This is a genomic window from Streptomyces sp. NPDC002911 (assembly GCF_053591835.1).
Genome location: NZ_JBSFUO010000026.1, coordinates 17,352 through 35,080, shown reverse-complemented (window position 1 = coordinate 35,080; position 17,729 = coordinate 17,352). Strand labels below are relative to the sequence as shown.

Genomic DNA, 17,729 nt, shown 5'->3' with positions numbered 1-17,729 from the left:
CCCCGGTGGAGGAGATCACATGCAGGACCCTTCGGACTCGATGAAGAACGCCGAGACTGAGGAGAACGGCCGGAGCGATACCGCTGACTCACCTGTGGTGGACGATCCGACACCCGGCCCGGACGTCGACTCGATGTCGACGGTCCTGGTGGAGGTGCTCCCCGGGATGGCAGTCGTCTGCGGTGAGGTCCCGGCGGAACTCAGGCCCGATCTGATCGACTTCGGACTCGTGCCCGCCGTCGACCGCAAGCAGATCTCCGTGGTCCTCGCCTCGATCGGGAACGCGGCGACCGTGGCCGGCAACCTCGGAAACGCCTTCGCCGGCGTGCAGGGGCTCTACAGGATCGGCGCCACGGCACAGGCCCTGCTGAAGAACGGCGCAACGCTCGCAGCCAAGGACGGCGGGATCCTCGGAACGGTGATGGTGCCTGGCCGCATCCTGCATCAGACGCGCTTCTACTCCGTCAACGCGGTGAGCAAGGCGCAGTCTGCGGCCTCGATCGGGCCGGCGCTGGCCATGATCGGCCTTCAGATGATGCTGAGCGAGGTCTCCGGCCTCGTCAAAACCAACCTCGCGGTGACGAGTCAGGTCCTCACCGCCATCCGCAAGGACCAGTGGGCCGAACTGACCGGGCTCGTCGCCGCTGTCGACCGGGCGGTCGACCAGGCGCGAGAGATCGAGTCGGTCCCGACCTCCTTGTGGGAAGACGTCGCCGGCAGCGGAGCGCTGGTGCAGAAGCAGCTCGATCTCTACCGAGGGCACGTCCAGGACCACGTCAGGCAGATCGATCGGGCCGCCGCACGCAAGCACCATGAGTACCTGCAGACGAACGCCGAGGCGATTGCCTTCGACGCCTACGCCCTCCTGTCCTCCCTCAAGGCATGGACCGGTTATCACGCGCTGCGCGCCGCGAGAGCGCGAGCCGCTGGACGAGAAGACGCGGCCGAGGCGCAGTACGCGGAGGTCATCGCGCGCGACACCCGCGCGGAGTTCGACTCCTCCCTCGCCGAGGCGACGAGCCTCATCGACTCGCTGACGCGGGAGCTACGCATCATGGCCGAGCTCCCCGGACGCGACACACTGCCACTGCCCGGGAAGCGGAAGGACTCGAAGGCAGCCCGCCAGACCGTTGCCCGCCTCCTGGAGGCGATCGAGCCTCTTGCCGATGCTCTCCGTACGCCGGCCCCTCCGCTCGAGGCTCCGGACGTCGTCTGTGCACCCGGCTCGCCGGACATCGAGCCGTACCTTCTCATCCTGCGGTGGCTCCTGGAGGAGGGTGAGACCCTTCGTGTTCTCGGCTTCCCCGAGCAGCTCGACGCTCTCGATCCAGTTTCCGCGATCTTCAGCGGGGCGAAGGAGATGTTCGCAGGAGTGAGGGACAAGGCCGCGGCAGGCACACTGGTCGCCATCACGGATCGCCGCGTCATCACGGCCAAGGCGGGCGCATTCCTCGAGCAAGCCGAGATCCGTTCGGACATCCCGATCGACCAGGTGCGATACGTACGCGCAGCGGCCACCCAGGACAAGGGCACGCGTCTGACTGTCGACCTCATCACGCGCGACGAGAACATCCGTTGGCTCTTCCACGCCGACACGGACAGCACGCACGTGGACGCGTTCGCCGCCGTGCTCGCCGAGTCGATGACGATCCCGGACGCGGAACGCGACGAGCTGCAACGGCGGCGCCACATGGCCGTCGAGGCGGGCAGGAAGAACGAGAGCGCCGACGCGAGCTCCACGGAACCGAAGGGATCCGAGGCCGCGACCGCAGGCGCAGGATAGGCCCCAAGTCCCGACTCACCTCGGGCATTCCGTGTGACCCTCCTGCGTACAGGCCTGCGCACTTCACGTACACCGGGACCGTGACAGCGCGTGACCTCTGGCGACGTTCGGTCACGGCGCATCAGTGTGGAGGGATGACCGACAAGCAGCCGCTCCTCCCCGTACGACCGACGCGGGCCCCTCACACTCGATTTTCCTGGCACCACTTCACGATGCGTTTCAGCTCCACCCCGCGCGGCGCCCGTCTCGCCCGGCGCCTGACCGGCGAGCGCCTCGACGCCTGGGGCATCCCGTACGGGAGCGACGCGCACGATGCGTTGCTGCTGACCGTTGCCGAGCTCAGCAGCAACGCAGTGCGCCACGGTCACGTGTCCGGCCGCGACTTCCGCCTCCGCCTGTCCGCCGAGGGCACGGCCATCCGCATCGAGGTCACCGACACCCGGGGCGAGCGCTTCCCCGCCCCCACCGACCCGGCTTCGCTCGCTCAGGAGGGCGGCCGCGGCCTCCTGTTGGTCGCAGCCCTCGCCGACCGCTGGGGCTGGTATCCCTGCGCGGACGGTCCGGGGAAGACGGTGTGGGCGGTCCTGGAAGTCTCCCCGTGCCCGAAGCAGCAGGATTCCTGCCAGTAGGCGATTTCACGTTGCACTCGAAAATCCGTGCGTGTGATGATCCTTCGCATGACCACGGGTGGGGACGGGATACCGGAGCAGCAGCGCAGGCGGTCACGGCTGGCGGACCTGGATGATCTTTCGGGTCCGCCTCCCGAGCGGACACCCGCTGCGACGTCGGCGGAGGCTGAACAGGTTCAGTTGCGTACCGCCCGCCGAGAGTTTGCAGTGTTGCTGGGCGAGTTCCGACGTACGGCGGTGCTGGTGCCACTGGATTCGGCCGGTGACCTGTGGTCGGCGGAACAGAACGGTGTGCGCTGGATCTGCGCCTTCTCGGACGAGGAGGCGCTGGCCCGGTTCGCGTCGGCCCGTGGGGATGCCGGGCGGGAGTGGACGTATCAGGCTGTTCTGGGTGCGCGGTTGCTGGATGTGATGGTGCCGTTGCTGCCGGGGCCGGCCGGAGTGGCGCTGGACGCGGGCAGTACGGACGGGATGTTGTTCCCGCCGGTGGCGGGCATCGTGCCGGACGCGGTCGCGGTGGATCTCGGGGGGATGCAGTGAGCGGGGAGAACGCGGATCTTCAGGTGCCGCCGGAGGCGTTGGCGGAGATCGCGAAGGGAATCGATCTGGCGCATGCGGAGCTGAAGGAACTCGGCATGACCGGGGAAGCGTCGACGGGCCGGGGGTTCTCCGATCTTGCCTTGTCCGGCCTGGAGTTGGGGCATGGCGGGCTGACGTCGGAGTTCGAGACGTTCTGCAACCGCTGGGAGTGGGGTGTGCGGGCCCTGACGCAGAAGGGGAACGGCTTCGCCCTCGCTGTCGGGCTGTCTGCGGGTTCGTACGCGGAACAGGAGCAGTACGTCAAGGACTCGATCAAGATCGGTGTGAACTCCTTGAACGGGAATCCCCATGCGACCGAGGACGAGGTCAAGGCGATGAGCTGGGACACGGTCAGCACCCAGTCCGCCTACGACAACCCGGACTACAGCCGCGAGTCATGGGATGCGGCCCACGCCGAGGTGAAACAGACCTGGAAGGACACCGCCTACGACGTGGAGGACGCCGCGCTCGACTCGATGGAGCGCAACGGGCTGATGGACGCGGAGGTGCGTGCGGCGGCGGACGGGCGGCTCAGGGAGCAGCTTGATCCGTCGCAGGAAACGATCGATCAGGCTGAGCAGCCGCGGTGGGGGGAGAGTCGCTGATGGTGGACTGGGGGAAGTGGGGCGATGCCCTTTACGACGGCGCGGGCAATCTGGTCGACAAGGGCAAGGAGGTCGTCGGCGAGGGCATCGATAAGGGCACCGACGTTGTCGGGTCGGGTCTGGAGAAGGTCGGAGCGGATCAGTGGGCGGATGCGGTCGAGGACTGGGGCGATGAGACCGCGTCCTCGCTGGGTGCGGAGGTCGGGGAGCAGCAGCTCGGTCAGACCGATGAAGCGAACGAGCTGATCCATGGCAGGCCGGAGAAGATCAGCGCGGCGGTGAAGAACCTCCGTGACTTCCGACACGCGTTCGATCTCGTCGGCGGCGGGATGAAGAAGCTCGATTCCGGTCACTGGAAGGGTGAGGCTGCCGACGCGTTCCGCGCCAAGTTCCAGACTCTGCCCACCGACTGGCTGCGTGCGGCGGATGCGTTCGAGGACGCGGCCAAAGCGCTGGAGACCTTCGCGGGGGCGGTCACCAGCGCCCAGGGCAAGGCGGGTGAGGCGATCGCCCTCTACAAGGAGGGCAAGCAGGACTACGAAACGGCGGCGGCCACCTTCAAGGAGAAGGCGGAGGCGTACAACGCAGTCCGCAACACCGACCATCCGCTCCCTCATCCGGGGACGTTCACCGACCCGGGCGCGGCCAAGCGTCGGCACGCCCAGGAGATCCTTCAGCGCGCCCGGCAGGCACGCAACGACGCTGCCGAAGCGGCGAAGGGCGCGATCACCGCTGCGATGGCGCACGCCCCGAAGGAGCCCACCGGTCTGGACCGGGCCAAGCAGGAACTGATCGACTACGGGGTCGGCCAGGGCATGGAGCTGGCCCACTTCGGCGGTGGTGTCATCAAGGGCACCGCTGGGCTGGTGAACTTCGTCCGGTCGATCAATCCCCAGGACCCGTACAACCTGACGCACCCGGCCGAGTACTACAAGGGCGTCAACATGACGCTCGCCGGCCTCACCTCCACCGTCGCCAACCCCGACCGCGCGCTGAAGAACGCCTGGGACGCGGCCAAGGGCGACCCTTCCGAATTTCTCGGCCGGCTCGTCCCCGAACTGTTCGGGACCAAGGGCGCGGGGGTACTGCGAGGAGGTCTGCGCGCCGGTCTCAAACCCACCAAACACCTGCCCGAGGGGAACAAGCCGGATGGCAGCCGCGCGGATCAGGAAAAGGGTCCGGACGCGAACGGCAAACAGTACAGCGAGACTTTGTGCAAGCAGGACCCGATCGACATCGCGACGGGCCGTATGCTGCTGCCCCAGACGGACATCACCCTGCCGGGCTCGATGCCCCTCGTCTTTCAGCGTACCTTCGACTCCTCGCGCCGTTCGGGGCGCTGGTTCGGCCCAGCCTGGTCATCGACAGTGGACCAGCGGCTGGAGATCGATTCCGAGGGCGTGGTCTTCTGCTGTGACGAGGGCAGCCTCCTGGCGTACCCTCATCCAGCCCCTGGAGTGCCGGTCACGCCCACGCACGGTCGGCAGTGGCCCCTGGACCGTGTCGAAGAGGGCTACACCATCACCGATCCCGAGACCGGAAGAGTCTGGCACTTCGTCAATCAAAATGACGAGCTCGCGCTCTTGGCCCAGATCGACGACCGCAACGGCCGCTGGATCGGTTTCGAGCACGACGAGGCCGGTGCCCCGACGGCAATCGTCCACCATGGAGGCTACCACCTGAAACTCACGACTGGCGAAGGCCGGATCACTGCTCTTCACCTCGCGGGTGCGGCGCCAGACGGATCCGACCAGGAGATCCGGCGCTACGGCTACGCCGACGGCCACCTGACCGAGGTCACGAACTCCTCCGGCCACCCCCTGCGCTTCAGTTGCGACGAGCGCGGCCGCATCACCTCTTGGACCGACACCAACGGAAGCCGCTTCAACTACGTCTACGACGATCAGGACCGCTGCACCTTCCAGTCAGGCACGAACGGACACCTCGAATCGTCCTTCACGTGGGACGATGTCGATCCCGTGTCGGGGCTCCGGGTGACCACCCTCACCAACGGTCTGGGGCACACCGAGCGCCACTTGATCAACGATCGTTCGCAAGTCGTCGCCGAGATCGACGCTCTCGGAGCAATCACCCGATCCGAGTACGATCGCTACAACCGCCTACTGTCCCGCACGGACCCGCTCGGCCGCACCAGCGTGTTCAGGTACGACGAGGCAGGACAGTTGACTTCTGCGGTCCGCCCGGACGGCAGGGAAATGTCCGCGGAGTACAACGATCTCCGACTGCCGGTCCGCGTCACCAACCCGGACCGGACCGTGGTACGCCAGGCCTACGACGAGCGGGGCAATGGTGTCGCTGTCACCGACGCGTCCGGTGCCGTGACACGTAGCACGTACGACGAGGCCGGCCACACCAGCACCGTGACGGATGCGCTCGGCAACACGACCTACATCCGCAGCAACGCGGCCGGCCTTCCACTCGAGATGACCGACCCGCTCGGCGCCACGACCCGCCTGGCCAGAGACTCGTTCGGCCGCCCGGTCACCCTCATCGACCCTCTCGGCGCGATCACGCGCCTCGAATGGACCGTCGAGGGCAAGCTGGCTTCTCGTACCGACGCGGACGGGACCACCCAGTCCTGGACGTACGACGGCGAGGGCAACTGCCTCACCCACACCAATGCCATGGGGGCCGTCTCCCGCTTCGAGTACACGCACTTCGATCTCATGACGGCCCGCACCGGCCCCGACGGCGTGCGTTACGAGTTCACCCACGACCACGAACTCCAACTCACTCAAGTCCTCAACCCCCAGGGCCTGACCTGGAACTACGTCTACGACGCGGTTGGGCGCCTCGTCTCCGAAACAGACTTCGACGGCCGCACCCTGACTTATGACCGCGACGTGTCGGGCCGCCTCACTGCACGCACCGACCAACTCGGCCAAACCACCCGCTATGAGCGGGACGAACTGGACAGGATCGTCTCCAAGAACGCCGCGGGAGCCGTCGCCACCTTCGCCTACGACCTCTTCGACGAACTGGCCGAGGCCGTCAACGCGGACGCCACGGTCACGTACCTGCGTGACCGCTGCGGCCGTCTACGGTCCGAGACCGTCAACGGTCGGGAGATGACGTACGAGTACGACCGGCTCGGCCGTCGCATCGGCCGCACCACGCCTAGCGGCGCGGTCAGCACCTGGACGTACGATGCCGCAGGACGGCGTACCTCGCTCGCCACCTCGGGCCGCACCCTCACCTTCGAACATGACGCGGCGGGCCAGGAGATCGCCCGGCATATCGGCGACAGCGTCAGCTTGTTCTCACGGTTCGACATGATGGGCCGCCTCACCACCCAGCAGGTAACCGGGGCAGGCCGCAGCATCCAACGCCGCGACTACACCTACCGCGCCGACGGCCACCTCGCTGGCCTCACCGACCAACTCATCGGGGGCAAGGCCTTCGACCTCGACGTGGTCGGCCACGTCACTGGTGTCCAGGCAGCAGGCTGGAGGGAACGCTACGCCTATGACCAGGCCGGCAACCAGACCGAAGCTAGCTGGCCGGCCACACATCCTGGCCAGGAGGCTACTGGTACTCGCACATACTCCGGTACAACAATCACGCGGGCGGGCAACGTCCGATACGAACACGACGCACTCGGTCGTATCACTCTCTGCCAGAAGAAGTACCTCTCCAGGAAACCGGACACGTGGCGATACGAGTGGGACGCCGAGGACCGCATGCGCTCGGCAACCACACCTGACGGGGCACTATGGCGCTACCAGTACGATCCGCTGGGCCGACGCATCGCCAAACAATGCATCCTCGGGGACGGGCACACGATCCATGAACAGGTGATATTCACCTGGGATGGAATCACACTGTGCGAAGAAATAACACAAAGTGAGGCGCTAGCGAATCCGGTAGCCTTGTCATGGGACCACAACGGCCTATACCCGATCACGCAGACCGAACGCATCCTTTCCGACAGCTCCTCACTTCAGACAGTCAATGAGCGATTTTTCTCTGTGATAACGGACACGGTCGGCGCCCCCACAGAGCTCTTGGACGAGTATGGAAAAATCGCGTGGTCTACGCGAAGCGCTCTGTGGGGAACCACGGCATGGGCCGCGAAAAGTGACACCTACACACCACTAAGGTTCCCAGGGCAGTACTGCGACCTCGAAACCGGATTGCATTACAATCTTCTGCGCTACTACGCACCGGAAATTGGTCGATATCTCACCAGCGACCCACTGGGGTTGCTGCCCGCAGCAAACCCTTCCACCTACGTACGGAATCCCACAACATGGTCCGATCCTCTCGGGTTGGCCCCATACGAAGGGCTGGGGCTCAGTAGAGCAGCACAATCGGCACTCGAGAAGCTCTCGAACATAAAGCGAGACCCTTTGGGTGAGATAAACTCACTACCCAATCATAATCACTACGACGCCGCACGAAGAGAAGCCAACGGTGAGGTAGTCGCACGGCGCCCCGACGGCGTGCCATTCGACCACATATCTGATTTGACACAGGCAAGGAACGGCCTGGACAGAATACGAAAAGTGATTGACTTGGAGATCAGGAATGTCCCGGATGCGATCACAGAGCGAGGACTTGAAATTCTTCTGGCAAAGCGAAGCGAAGTGAACAAGCTACTAAATAACCTTAACGGCTTCCTTCATTCGATCGGACACCGATAAGCGCTTTCATTCGACGCCTACTAAAATCCGCGCTCTCCATCGAAAACAGGCGCAAGTTGCGATGTGTAGAAACATGTAAGGGTTCCCGCATTCATGCGCGCGAACACTCTTGACCTGATAATTCGATCCGGATCACACGTGTTGTATTGAGCCACAAGAAAGCCATAGGCGAGTCACCCTGATCAAGGAAGCGAGTCCACAATGAAGAAGACGCCCGATAGAAAAAAGTCTCTGGAAGATCTGGAGGGGGTTACTTGGCCAGAGCCACCGCCGAGCGCAACAGGGTTGGTGCGCACCGTGTACGCTTTGCGTAAATCCCCCATCGGAAGCCTCAATGCCCATGAACTAGCAAGAATGATTGGGCAGGACGTGGGTGTTCCCTGGCTCCTCCCTCTGGCTCTGGAAATCTTGCGAGATACCGCCCAAGAGCAGCCCGGCGGCGGATTCTACGACGACGACCTGCTGACCGCAGTCCTGACTCGCAGAGCCGACACCTGGCGCTCCGCACCCGATCTCGCTGCCGAACTCCAAGACATTCTACTCATCATCGATGAGACTTCCCCATATATGCAATCAAGCATCCGAAAATTCTTTGAGACCATAAACGATACAGGACGTTGAAATAACGATTGGAATCCACAACAGAGGCAGAAATACCTCAGAGGTGGGGTTCGAATCAGCGCAGATCTGCTGGCGGCGGCTGGACCAGCTGCACCGCGTCCTGTGCGCCGAGTTGGACGCGACCGGCGAACTCGACTGGCCCTGGGCGTGCGTGGACGGTTCCCACAAAGGACCACGTTGTGCACCGCCCGGCACACCGTCTCCGGTGACCGGAAAGTGACGCCCCCTCCCTCGCTCACCACGGCTTAGCTGGACTGGAGGTCGCCGCCCGGAGAGACTTGCCCCACCATGTCGGGTCCGCGCGCCAACACGCGCCGGCCGTCAGCGCACGCACACACGGGGGCAAGGTGCCGGACCAGCCGATCGCCGGGCGGTACGAGCTCCTGGAGGAGCTCAACAGCGGCGGCATGGGTGACGTGTGGCGTGGTTACGACGCCGTGCTGGACCGGCCGGTCGCCGTGAAGGTGGTCCGGCGGCAGGCCGTTGCCGGCTCACCGCAGCTGGCCGAGGAGTTCGCCAAGCGATTCAAGCGCGAGGCCCGCATCACCGCGCGCATCCAGCATCCCGGCGTGCCGCAGGTGTTCGACGCCGTGCTCGATGACACCTATGAGCGGCTGTTCCTCGTCATGGAGCTGGTCGACGGCGTCCCGCTGTCCGCATACATCCATCCCGATCACCCTCTGCCCGTCAGCTGGGCCGTCGCCGTCGCCGCGCAGGTCGCCACCGTCCTGTCGCACGCCCACGACGTGCCCGTGATCCACCGCGACCTCAAGCCGAGCAACATCCTGGTCGCACGGGACGGGACGGTGAAGGTCCTCGACTTCGGGATCGCGGCGATACTGCGCACGGACGTCACCAAGCTGACCGCTACCGGCAGCCCCATCGGGACCTACCAGTACATGGCGCCGGAGCAGGTCCGCGGCGGGCGGACCAGTCCGCAGACCGACCTGTACGCGCTCGGTTGCGTGTTGCACGAACTGCTCAGCGGGAGGCGCCTGTTCACCGCAGACAGCGAGTATCTGGTGATGTACCAGCACGTGAACGCCGCGCCGACCCCGCTGCGCTTGTTGCGGCCGGACATACCGGCGCCCCTGGAAGAGCTCGTCCTGCACCTGTTGCTCAAGGCGCCTGAGGCCCGGCCCGTCGACGTACAAGAGGTGTACGAGCGGCTTTGGCCCTTCCTGCCGTCGCCCGGCGAGAGGCCTGCGCCCGGCGAGGCGGGGCCGCAGGGGGCGCCCGATCCCACGGGCGTCTTCCGTCAGCCGTACGCGCCGCGCGCCCGCGCCGGTACGGGCAGGGCCGTACCCACCACAGTCGATCCGAACGCCGCACCTCCGGTTCCTGTGGCCGTACCGGAGCGGCTGCGGGAGGAGATCGCGGAGGCGTACGCGCACTCCGACGCGCTGCTGGACGAGGAGCGGTTCGCCCAGGCCGCCGAGGTGCTGAGCGAGATCATCGAGCCTGCCGCACGCGCCCTCGGGGCCGAGAACAAGAAGGTCCTGGAGCTCCGGACTCAGCGCGCCGCGATCCAGCTACTTGGCGGGGACTACCGGGCCGCGCTCCCCGAGTTCGACGCTCTGGCCGACGCGTACGCGCGTACCGGTGGCGCCAGCAGTACGCACGCCCGCGCCTGCAGGGCCCAGGCTGCGCGGTGCCGCGCCGAACTGGGCCAGGCCACCGACGCGCTGGTGGCACTGCGGGCGGTTCTGGACGTCGTCCGGGCGGTGGACGGCGACGTGAGCGAGGAGGCGGTCGAGCTGCGCCGGGACATCGGCATGCTGCTCCTGGCCCAAGGGGAGGCGCCTGAGGCGCAGTTGGTCCTGGCACCCCTCCACGACGACCTGTGCCTGGTCTACGGCCCCACGGACGACCTGTCGGAGGAGGTCGCCGAGGCACTGGCCCTGATCGAGCTCGACCTCGACGGGCCAGCTGCCTGACCCGCCATCACCTCCGACGTCAATCGCTTCCCCGGAGAGTCCGCCCATGCCCCACCTCGCTTTCGACATCGACTTCTGCGCACAGCTCAGCAAGCTTCAGGGGAGCGTCAAACAGGGGGTGTTCGACGCCTGGGAGAAGTTCGAACGCCTCACCCTGGACCAGCTCTTCAAGGATCAGGGACTGAAGCTGGAAACGCTCAAACGGGCCCGCGACCCGCACATCAGGACCATCCGCATCGATCAGAGCACGCGCGGCGTCGTCCTCGCACCGGACAGCGGGGACACCTACGTACTGCTGCGGGTGATGCCGCACGACAAGGCGATCGCGTGGGCGATCAAGCAGAAGGCCAGCATCAACACGGTCACCCGGTCCGTCGAGATCCGGGACATCGCCATGCTCGACGAGCTGACGCCGGCGTACGAACGCATCGCCCCGGCCCCCCATCGGCGCCTGTTCGCGCACGTGTCCGACGGGGACATGACCGCGCTCGGTATCGACGGGACCACCCTGCGCCAGGCCCGCGCGCTCACCGACGCGGAACAACTGGAGATCTTCGCCCCGTACTTCCCGCAGGACCAGCGAGAGGTCCTGGAATACCTGGCGGCGGGCTTCAGCGTGGAGGAGGTGTGGCGCGACGTGGTGTCCGTCAGCATGTCCACAGCGTCCGCCGGCGACCCGCCCGTGGACACCGAGGACTTCGCGACCGCCATTCGGCGCACCCGGGCCCGTATCGCGCTCGTCACCGCCTCCGAGGAACTCCGCGACATCCTCGCCAAGCCGTTCGCCGCCTGGCGGGTCTTCCTTCACCCGTCACAGCACAGGGTCGCCTACAGGCCCTCGTACTCAGGCCCCGCCCAGGTCACCGGCGGCCCGGGCACCGGCAAGACGGTCGTCGCCCTGCACCGGGTACGCCACCTGCTGGGGCATCTGCGCGACGGAGACCGGATTCTGCTCACGACGTACACCAACACGCTCGTGGCCGCGCTGCGCACCGGGCTGGCGGCGCTGGTCGAGGACGAAGTGCTGCGTGACCGCGTCGACATCATGACCGTCGACGCTTTTGCGGGAAGGGTCGTGTCGACGTCACGGAGGCCGCTGCGGGGCGGTGAGGAGGAAGCACGGTGGGAGCAGGCGGCACAGGCCACCGGTTTCACCGGCACCGCGCAGTTCCTCGCCCAGGAGTACAAGCACGTGGTTCTCGCACAGAACCTCCGGACCCTGGAGGAGTACGAGGGCTGCGAGCGTCGGGGGCGGGGCAGCGCCCTGACCGTGTCCTCCCGCAGGCTCGTCCGGCGCACGATCGAGGAGTTCACCGAACGGCTCACCACGGACGGGCTGCGCACCTACCTGGGTACGTGCGCGGAGGCCGCCGATCTGCTGGAGAGCGTCGGCCCCCGCTTCCGGCACGTGGTCGTCGACGAGGCGCAGGACCTGCACCCCGCCCAGTGGCGGCTGCTGCGCGCTGCGGCTCCGGCCCGGCCGGACGACCTTTTCATCGCGGGCGACCCCCACCAGCGCATCTACGACACGAAGGTGTCCCTGAAGGCGGTCGGCGTCCGGGTCTCCGGGCGGTCCACCAAGATGCGCAAGAACTACCGGTCCACCCACGAGATCCTCAGCTGGTCGACCGCTCTCCTCGTCGGCCGCCCGTTCGAACAGCTCGCGGACGACGCCCGCAACGAGACGCTGCTCGGTTACCGGTCGGCCCTGCACGGCACCGGACCCGAAGTGTTCGGCGGGAGCTCGGAAACCGCCGAACTCGACGCCCTCGTCACGCGGGTACGCGCGTGGCTCGACAGCGGGATCGAGCCTGGGGACATCGGGATCGGCTCCCGGTTCAACAAGAGTGCCGACAAGGCGGTGGAACGCCTCACGGCAGCGGGGATCCGCGCCGTACGCCTGCGGGGTGATGCCGTCTCCGACCCGGCCGCCGTCCAGGTCGGCACCATGCATGCGTTCAAGGGACTGGAGTTCCGGTGCGTTGCCGTCATAGGCGTGAGCAAGGGCTCCCTGCCTTATCCGAGGGCCGTGACCCCGGTGGACGTCGACCGGCTGCAGCACGAGGCGGACCTTCTGGCTGAACGCTGTCTGCTGTTCGTCGCCTGCACCCGCGCGCGGGACAGTCTGTACGTGTCGTGGTGGGGCGAGCCGAGCGATTTCCTCGTGGAAACGGGGACCGTGAGCCACCACGGTGTCCCGCACCGCAGCTGAGGAGCCGTCCCGGGCCTGACTCGGACCTGTCCCACACCCGCCAGGTCCCTCAGCCCCCCGGGCTGAAGAGGGCGTCCTGGGCGGCCTCCCTGGCCGCGAACAGCCCGCCGCGCAGGACCGCGCCGCCGCCCAGCGTCCCGGCCCTGACCTCCGTACGCAGCGGTGACATCCGGGCCAGCCGTTCCTCCACCAGCGCGGCGAGCGCGGCGCCGCCGGCGCGGCCGACCTCGCCGGCCAGGACGAGGCAGCCGGGGTCGAGCACGGACACGACGGAGGCGGCTCCGATCGCGAGGCGGTCTGCGAGCGCCGCCAGAAAGGCCCTTCCGCCCGCGTCGTCGGCGCTCAGCGCGGCCCGTACGGCGAACGCGGCGGCGGGGTCCTGCTCCTGCGCCCCTACCGCCGAGGCGTCGCTCGCCTGGATACCGTGGTCCGCGGCCAGCCCGCAGACGGCGGCCGAGCCGACCAACGAGTGAAAACCGCCCTCGCAGTTGACCGCCGAGGGCACCCCCGAGGTACCGGGGACCGGCAGAAAACCGATTTCCCCCGCCCCGCCCGACGCGCCGCGGCGCAGCTTCCCGTCGAGCATGACGGCGGCGCCGATGCCGTGGCCGAGCCACAGCAGGACGAAGGTGTCACGGTCCCGGGCGGCTCCGATGCGGTGTTCGGCGACGGCGGCGAGATTGGTCTCGTTCTCCACGAGCACGGTGGCGGACAGCCGCGCCTGGAGTTCCTTGACCAGACCCCGGTGCCAGGCGGGAAGTCCGGCGGTGTTCCTGAGCTCACCGGTGACGGGATCGATCAGGCCGGGGGCGCCGATGCCGACGCTGTGCAGCGGGGCCGTGCCCGCGGTGCGGGCGGTGCGCTCCAGCATCGCGACGGCCCGCTCGACGGCGGGCCGGGTCCCGGTGTCGCTGCCGATGGGCAGGGTGGCCTCGGCGAGCGTGACGCCGAGCAGGTCCGCGACGGCCACGGCCACGCTGTCCGTACGTACGTCGAGGGCGGCCAGGTGCGCCCGGTCGGCGACGATCCCGTAGAGGCGGGCGTTGGGTCCGCGACGGTCCGAACCGCTCTCCCCGACGACCCGGACCAGGCCGGCGTCCTGCAGGCGGTCCACCAGATCGGCGACGGTGGGGCGGGACAGGCCGGTCAGAATTTTCAGCTGAGTGGCCGTCAGCGGGCCGTCCTGCTGAAGGAGTCGCAGGGCGAGCCGGTCGTTGATGGCCCGGGCGGTGCTCGGGGATGCGGGCATGCCGGGATCCTTCCAGATCACTGACGGTCGATCGCCACGGGGTTATTTATCAGGCAGGGTTCCTGATAGTTTACGCCCCGCAGTGTGCGATGCCCTCCGGAAGACGCCGGCGGGCAGGGAGTCCAGGGGAGGGCACGGCCTATGACGAAGGATCCAGCGGTCACGGTCTTCGGCACGGAACAGGTCAGGCGGGGCAGGTACGCGATCATGGCGGTCTTCGCCGTGCACGGGGCGGTGACCGGCAGCTTCGCGACCCGGGTCCCCTGGATTCAGGACCACGCCTCCGTGAGTGCCGGACAGCTCGGGCTCGCCCTCGCCTTCCCGGCCATCGGCGCCTCGCTGGCGATGCCGCTCGCGGGCCGGGTGAGCCACCGTTTCGGCGCGCGGACCGCTTTGCGCGGACTGCTGGCGCTCTGGACGCTCGCGCTGATCCTGCCGGCCCTCGCACCGAACCTGCTCACCCTCTGCGCGGCGCTGTTCGTGTACGGGGCATCGGCCGGGATGTCCGACGTGGCGATGAACGCGCTCGGCGTGGAGGTGGAGAACCGACTCGACAAGTCGATCATGTCCGGGCTGCACGGCATGTGGAGCGTGGGCGCCCTGATCGGTTCGACGGCCGGCACGGTCGCCGCCCACATCGGGGCCGACGCCCGGCTGCACCACACGGCTGCCGCCCTGGTCCTCACCGTGCTCGGCCTGATCGCCTGCCAGGGCGTACTGGACCTGCGCAGCCGGCCGGACGAGGAGCCGCCGCCGCGCTTCACCCTGCCGCCGAAGTCGGCGCTGGTGATCGGCGCGGTCGGATTCTGCGCGGTCTTCGCCGAGGGCGCCAGCCTGGACTGGTCGGCGGTCTACCTCAAGGAGCACCTGGGCAGTTCGGCCGGTGTCGCCGCGGCCTCGACCACGGCGTTCGCGCTGACGATGGCGATCGCACGGCTCGCGGGCGACCGGGTGGTGGACCGTTTCGGCGCCGTGCCGACCGTCCGGGTGAGCGGTGTGCTGGCCACGGTCGGCGGTCTGCTGGTGGTTCTCGCCCCGAACACGGCGCTGGCCCTGTGCGGCTTCGGACTGCTCGGGCTCGGCGTGGCGGTGACCGTCCCGCTCGCCTTCGCAGCGGCGGGCCGCAGCGGGGACAACCCGAGCCGGGCCATCGCCGGCGTCGCCACCATCACGTACACCTCGGGACTCATCGCACCGTCGGCGATCGGCTCACTGGCCGAGGCGACCTCGCTGCTGGTGTCCTTCGGCCTGGTGACGGTGCTGGCGTTCGGGCTGGTGCTGGGGGCCGGGGTGCTGCGCGGCAGCGACCGCAAGGTGGCGGAGAGCGGCGCTCCGCAGGCGGCGCCGACCAGGACCCCGGCGGACAGCTGACGGCCGGGCGGAGGGCGTCGCGGGCGGGGCCGGCGAACGGCAGGTCCCTCTGGCGACGGGGTCGAGCGCGAGGTCACCGACCCGCGGCACTAACATAGCTCTGATCTTTTCCGCGGGTGGACCCCCAGGGCGCACCGCACATCAATCAGGGAGCGACCATGGGCGGCCTCGGCGTGCGCTGGACCTTGCACGGCGACGGGAAGACTCCCGCACCGGGGGCCGTGGTGCGCCCCGACGAGCGGCTCTCCTGGCCCCGTACGTTCGGCCTCGGCGCCCAGCACGTGGTGGCCATGTTCGGCGCGTCGTTCGTGGCGCCCGTCCTGATGGGTCTCGACCCGAACCTCGCCATCATGATGTCCGGCGTCGCCACCGCCATCTTCCTGCTGGCGACGAAGGGCAGGGTGCCCAGCTATCTGGGGTGCTCCCTCTCCTTCGTGGGCGTGGCCGCCACGATCCGGGCCAGTGGCGGCAGCAGTGCCACCGTCACGGGCGCGGTCCTGGTCGTCGGTGCCGTGCTGTTCCTGGCGGGGCTCGTGGTGCAGCGGTTCGGCGCGCGGATCATCCACGCGGCGATGCCTCCCGTGGTGACCGGTGCCGTCGTGATGCTGATCGGTTTCAACCTGGCGCCCGTCACCGCGTCGACGTACTGGCCGCAGGACCAGTGGACGGCCCTGCTGGTGATGCTGTTCACCGGGCTGGCTGTGGTCTGCCTGCGTGGGTTCTTCTCCCGGATCGCGATCTTCCTCGGGCTCGTCTTCGGTTACGTCCTGTCCTGGGTGCTCGACCTGGCGCTCGGAAAGATCCACTCCCCCGCCGGCGGCGCCGAGGCCGTCGACCACTGGCGGCTGGACCTGTCGGCCGTGGCGGACGCGGACTGGATCGGGCTGCCGTCCTTCCACGCGCCGGCCTTCGAATGGTCCGCGATCCTGGTCGCGCTGCCGGTCGTCATCGCCCTGATCGCCGAGAACGCCGGGCATGTGAAGGCCGTCGGCGAGATGACCGGCGACTCGCTCGACGACAAGCTGGGCACAGCCATCGCCGCGGACGGCGCCGCCTCGATGCTGTCTACGGCCGTCGGCGGCCCGCCCAACACCACGTACTCCGAGAACATCGGGGTGATGGCGGCGACCCGCGTCTACTCCACCGCCGCCTACTGGGCTGCGGCCTGCTTCGCGTTGCTCTTCGGTCTCTGCCCCAAATTCGGTGCGGTCGTCGCCGCGATCCCCGGCGGGGTGCTCGGCGGTATCACCGTCATCCTCTACGGCATGATCGGGTTGCTGGGCGCCCAGATCTGGCTGAACGCCAAGGTCGACCTGCGCAATCCCCTCAACCTCGTACCGGCTGCCGCGGGCATCATCATCGGCGTCGGCGGGGTCAGCCTGAAGATCACCGACAACTTCGAGCTGAGCGGTATCGCCCTCGGCACGCTCGTCGTGATCACCGGCTACCACGCGCTGCGGGCGTTCGCCCCCGCGCACCTCAAAACCCAGGAGCCTCTGCTGGACTCGGGCACGTCCCAGTACGACGAGAAGCCGTCGGCCGGAAAGGCCTGACCGGCGCTGCCGTTCACCCCGCGGCCGGCTCGTAGGCGTGGTCCGGGGTGAACGGGAACCGGCCGGTCCCTGGCTGCCGTCGGACTCCCCCGGCAGCCTCACCCAGAGGTACGCGTCGAAGGCCGGCCTGGCCGGTGTCCGTCGTCGGGGTCCTGCCGAGCACCCGGCCCGCCGGCCGCCACGACGGCCGAAGCCACCGCGGCCATGGTGTGACGGCGGGCGGGGCGTCTCCGGCGCCACCTCGGTCCTGCCTTCCGCACGTACACCCGGCACTCGTTGCTGGAAAAGCAGATCCGCGAGGATCTGATGCCGGGCTCCGACCTGCTTACATCGCGGATCCGCTCACCCACCTGGTGGGTCCTGGAGCCTGGAGTGGGCCCGTGCGGCGTCGGGGTCGGCGGCCCGGATGCTGTGGCAGCTGCGTGGAGTGCCGCCTCTGGCCGAGGAGTTCAGGGCAGGAATGGATTCCGGAGCCGGGCTGGTGGGGCGCTTTCTGCTCACCCCGTGCCGCTGAGACGGCCGGCCC

Annotated in this window: 11 protein-coding genes and 1 pseudogene; 11 read left to right on the top strand and 1 reads right to left on the bottom strand. The window is 67.9% G+C overall.

The features are described 5' to 3' along the window. The first annotated feature begins 19 nt into the window (after positions 1-19). The 8 genes from ACWD04_RS27585 (at position 20) to ACWD04_RS27550 (ending at position 13,030) form a co-directional block, all read left to right on the top strand. A complete protein-coding gene (locus tag ACWD04_RS27585) occupies positions 20-1,783 on the top strand; it encodes a hypothetical protein (protein ID WP_451136350.1) in 1,764 nt (587 codons plus the stop codon). A 134-nt stretch (positions 1,784-1,917) separates the two neighbouring features. Continuing rightward, entirely contained in the window at positions 1,918-2,412 is a 495-nt protein-coding gene (locus ACWD04_RS27580; protein ID WP_451136348.1) for an ATP-binding protein, read from the top strand. Positions 2,413-2,460: 48 nt separating this feature from the next. Continuing rightward, a complete protein-coding gene (locus ACWD04_RS27575; RefSeq protein WP_451136346.1) occupies positions 2,461-2,952 on the top strand; it encodes an SseB family protein in 492 nt (163 codons plus the stop codon). Further along, positions 2,949-3,596 carry a hypothetical protein gene (locus ACWD04_RS27570; RefSeq protein WP_451136344.1) on the top strand — a complete coding sequence of 216 codons (648 nt, stop codon included), beginning with the start codon at positions 2,949-2,951 and terminating at the stop codon, positions 3,594-3,596. Before ACWD04_RS27575 ends, ACWD04_RS27570 begins: the two co-directional genes overlap by 4 nt. After that, on the top strand, positions 3,596-8,260 hold the full coding sequence (locus ACWD04_RS27565; RefSeq protein WP_451136342.1) for a putative T7SS-secreted protein: 4,665 nt from the start codon (positions 3,596-3,598) through the stop codon (positions 8,258-8,260). Before ACWD04_RS27570 ends, ACWD04_RS27565 begins: the two co-directional genes overlap by 1 nt. A gap of 201 nt (positions 8,261-8,461) precedes the next feature. Continuing rightward, positions 8,462-8,881 carry a contact-dependent growth inhibition system immunity protein gene (locus tag ACWD04_RS27560; RefSeq protein ID WP_451136340.1) on the top strand — a complete coding sequence of 140 codons (420 nt, stop codon included), beginning with the start codon at positions 8,462-8,464 and terminating at the stop codon, positions 8,879-8,881. 347 nt (positions 8,882-9,228) lie between these two features. Beyond that, a complete protein-coding gene (locus tag ACWD04_RS27555; RefSeq protein ID WP_451136338.1) occupies positions 9,229-10,818 on the top strand; it encodes a serine/threonine-protein kinase in 1,590 nt (529 codons plus the stop codon). 46 nt (positions 10,819-10,864) lie between these two features. Further along, complete coding sequence (locus ACWD04_RS27550) at positions 10,865-13,030, top strand: UvrD-helicase domain-containing protein (protein WP_451136336.1); 2,166 nt, start codon at positions 10,865-10,867, stop codon at positions 13,028-13,030. A gap of 49 nt (positions 13,031-13,079) precedes the next feature. On the opposite strand, the gene ACWD04_RS27545 is transcribed toward ACWD04_RS27550, so the two are convergent. Continuing rightward, positions 13,080-14,279: an ROK family transcriptional regulator gene (locus ACWD04_RS27545; protein WP_451136334.1), complete on the bottom strand. Its 1,200-nt coding sequence runs from the start codon at positions 14,277-14,279 to the stop codon at positions 13,080-13,082. Between the two features lie 141 nt (positions 14,280-14,420). Between ACWD04_RS27545 and ACWD04_RS27540 the strand changes: the two genes are divergently transcribed. From ACWD04_RS27540 to ACWD04_RS27530, 3 genes and pseudogenes are all read left to right on the top strand, one after another. Next, positions 14,421-15,650 carry an MFS transporter gene (locus ACWD04_RS27540; RefSeq protein ID WP_451136332.1) on the top strand — a complete coding sequence of 410 codons (1,230 nt, stop codon included), beginning with the start codon at positions 14,421-14,423 and terminating at the stop codon, positions 15,648-15,650. 158 nt (positions 15,651-15,808) lie between these two features. Further along, on the top strand, positions 15,809-17,203 hold the full coding sequence (locus tag ACWD04_RS27535; RefSeq protein WP_451136330.1) for a uracil-xanthine permease family protein: 1,395 nt from the start codon (positions 15,809-15,811) through the stop codon (positions 17,201-17,203). 279 nt (positions 17,204-17,482) lie between these two features. Further along, positions 17,483-17,717: pseudogene (locus ACWD04_RS27530) on the top strand (DUF5995 family protein); the annotation flags it as partial. Positions 17,718-17,729: the final 12 nt, after the last annotated feature.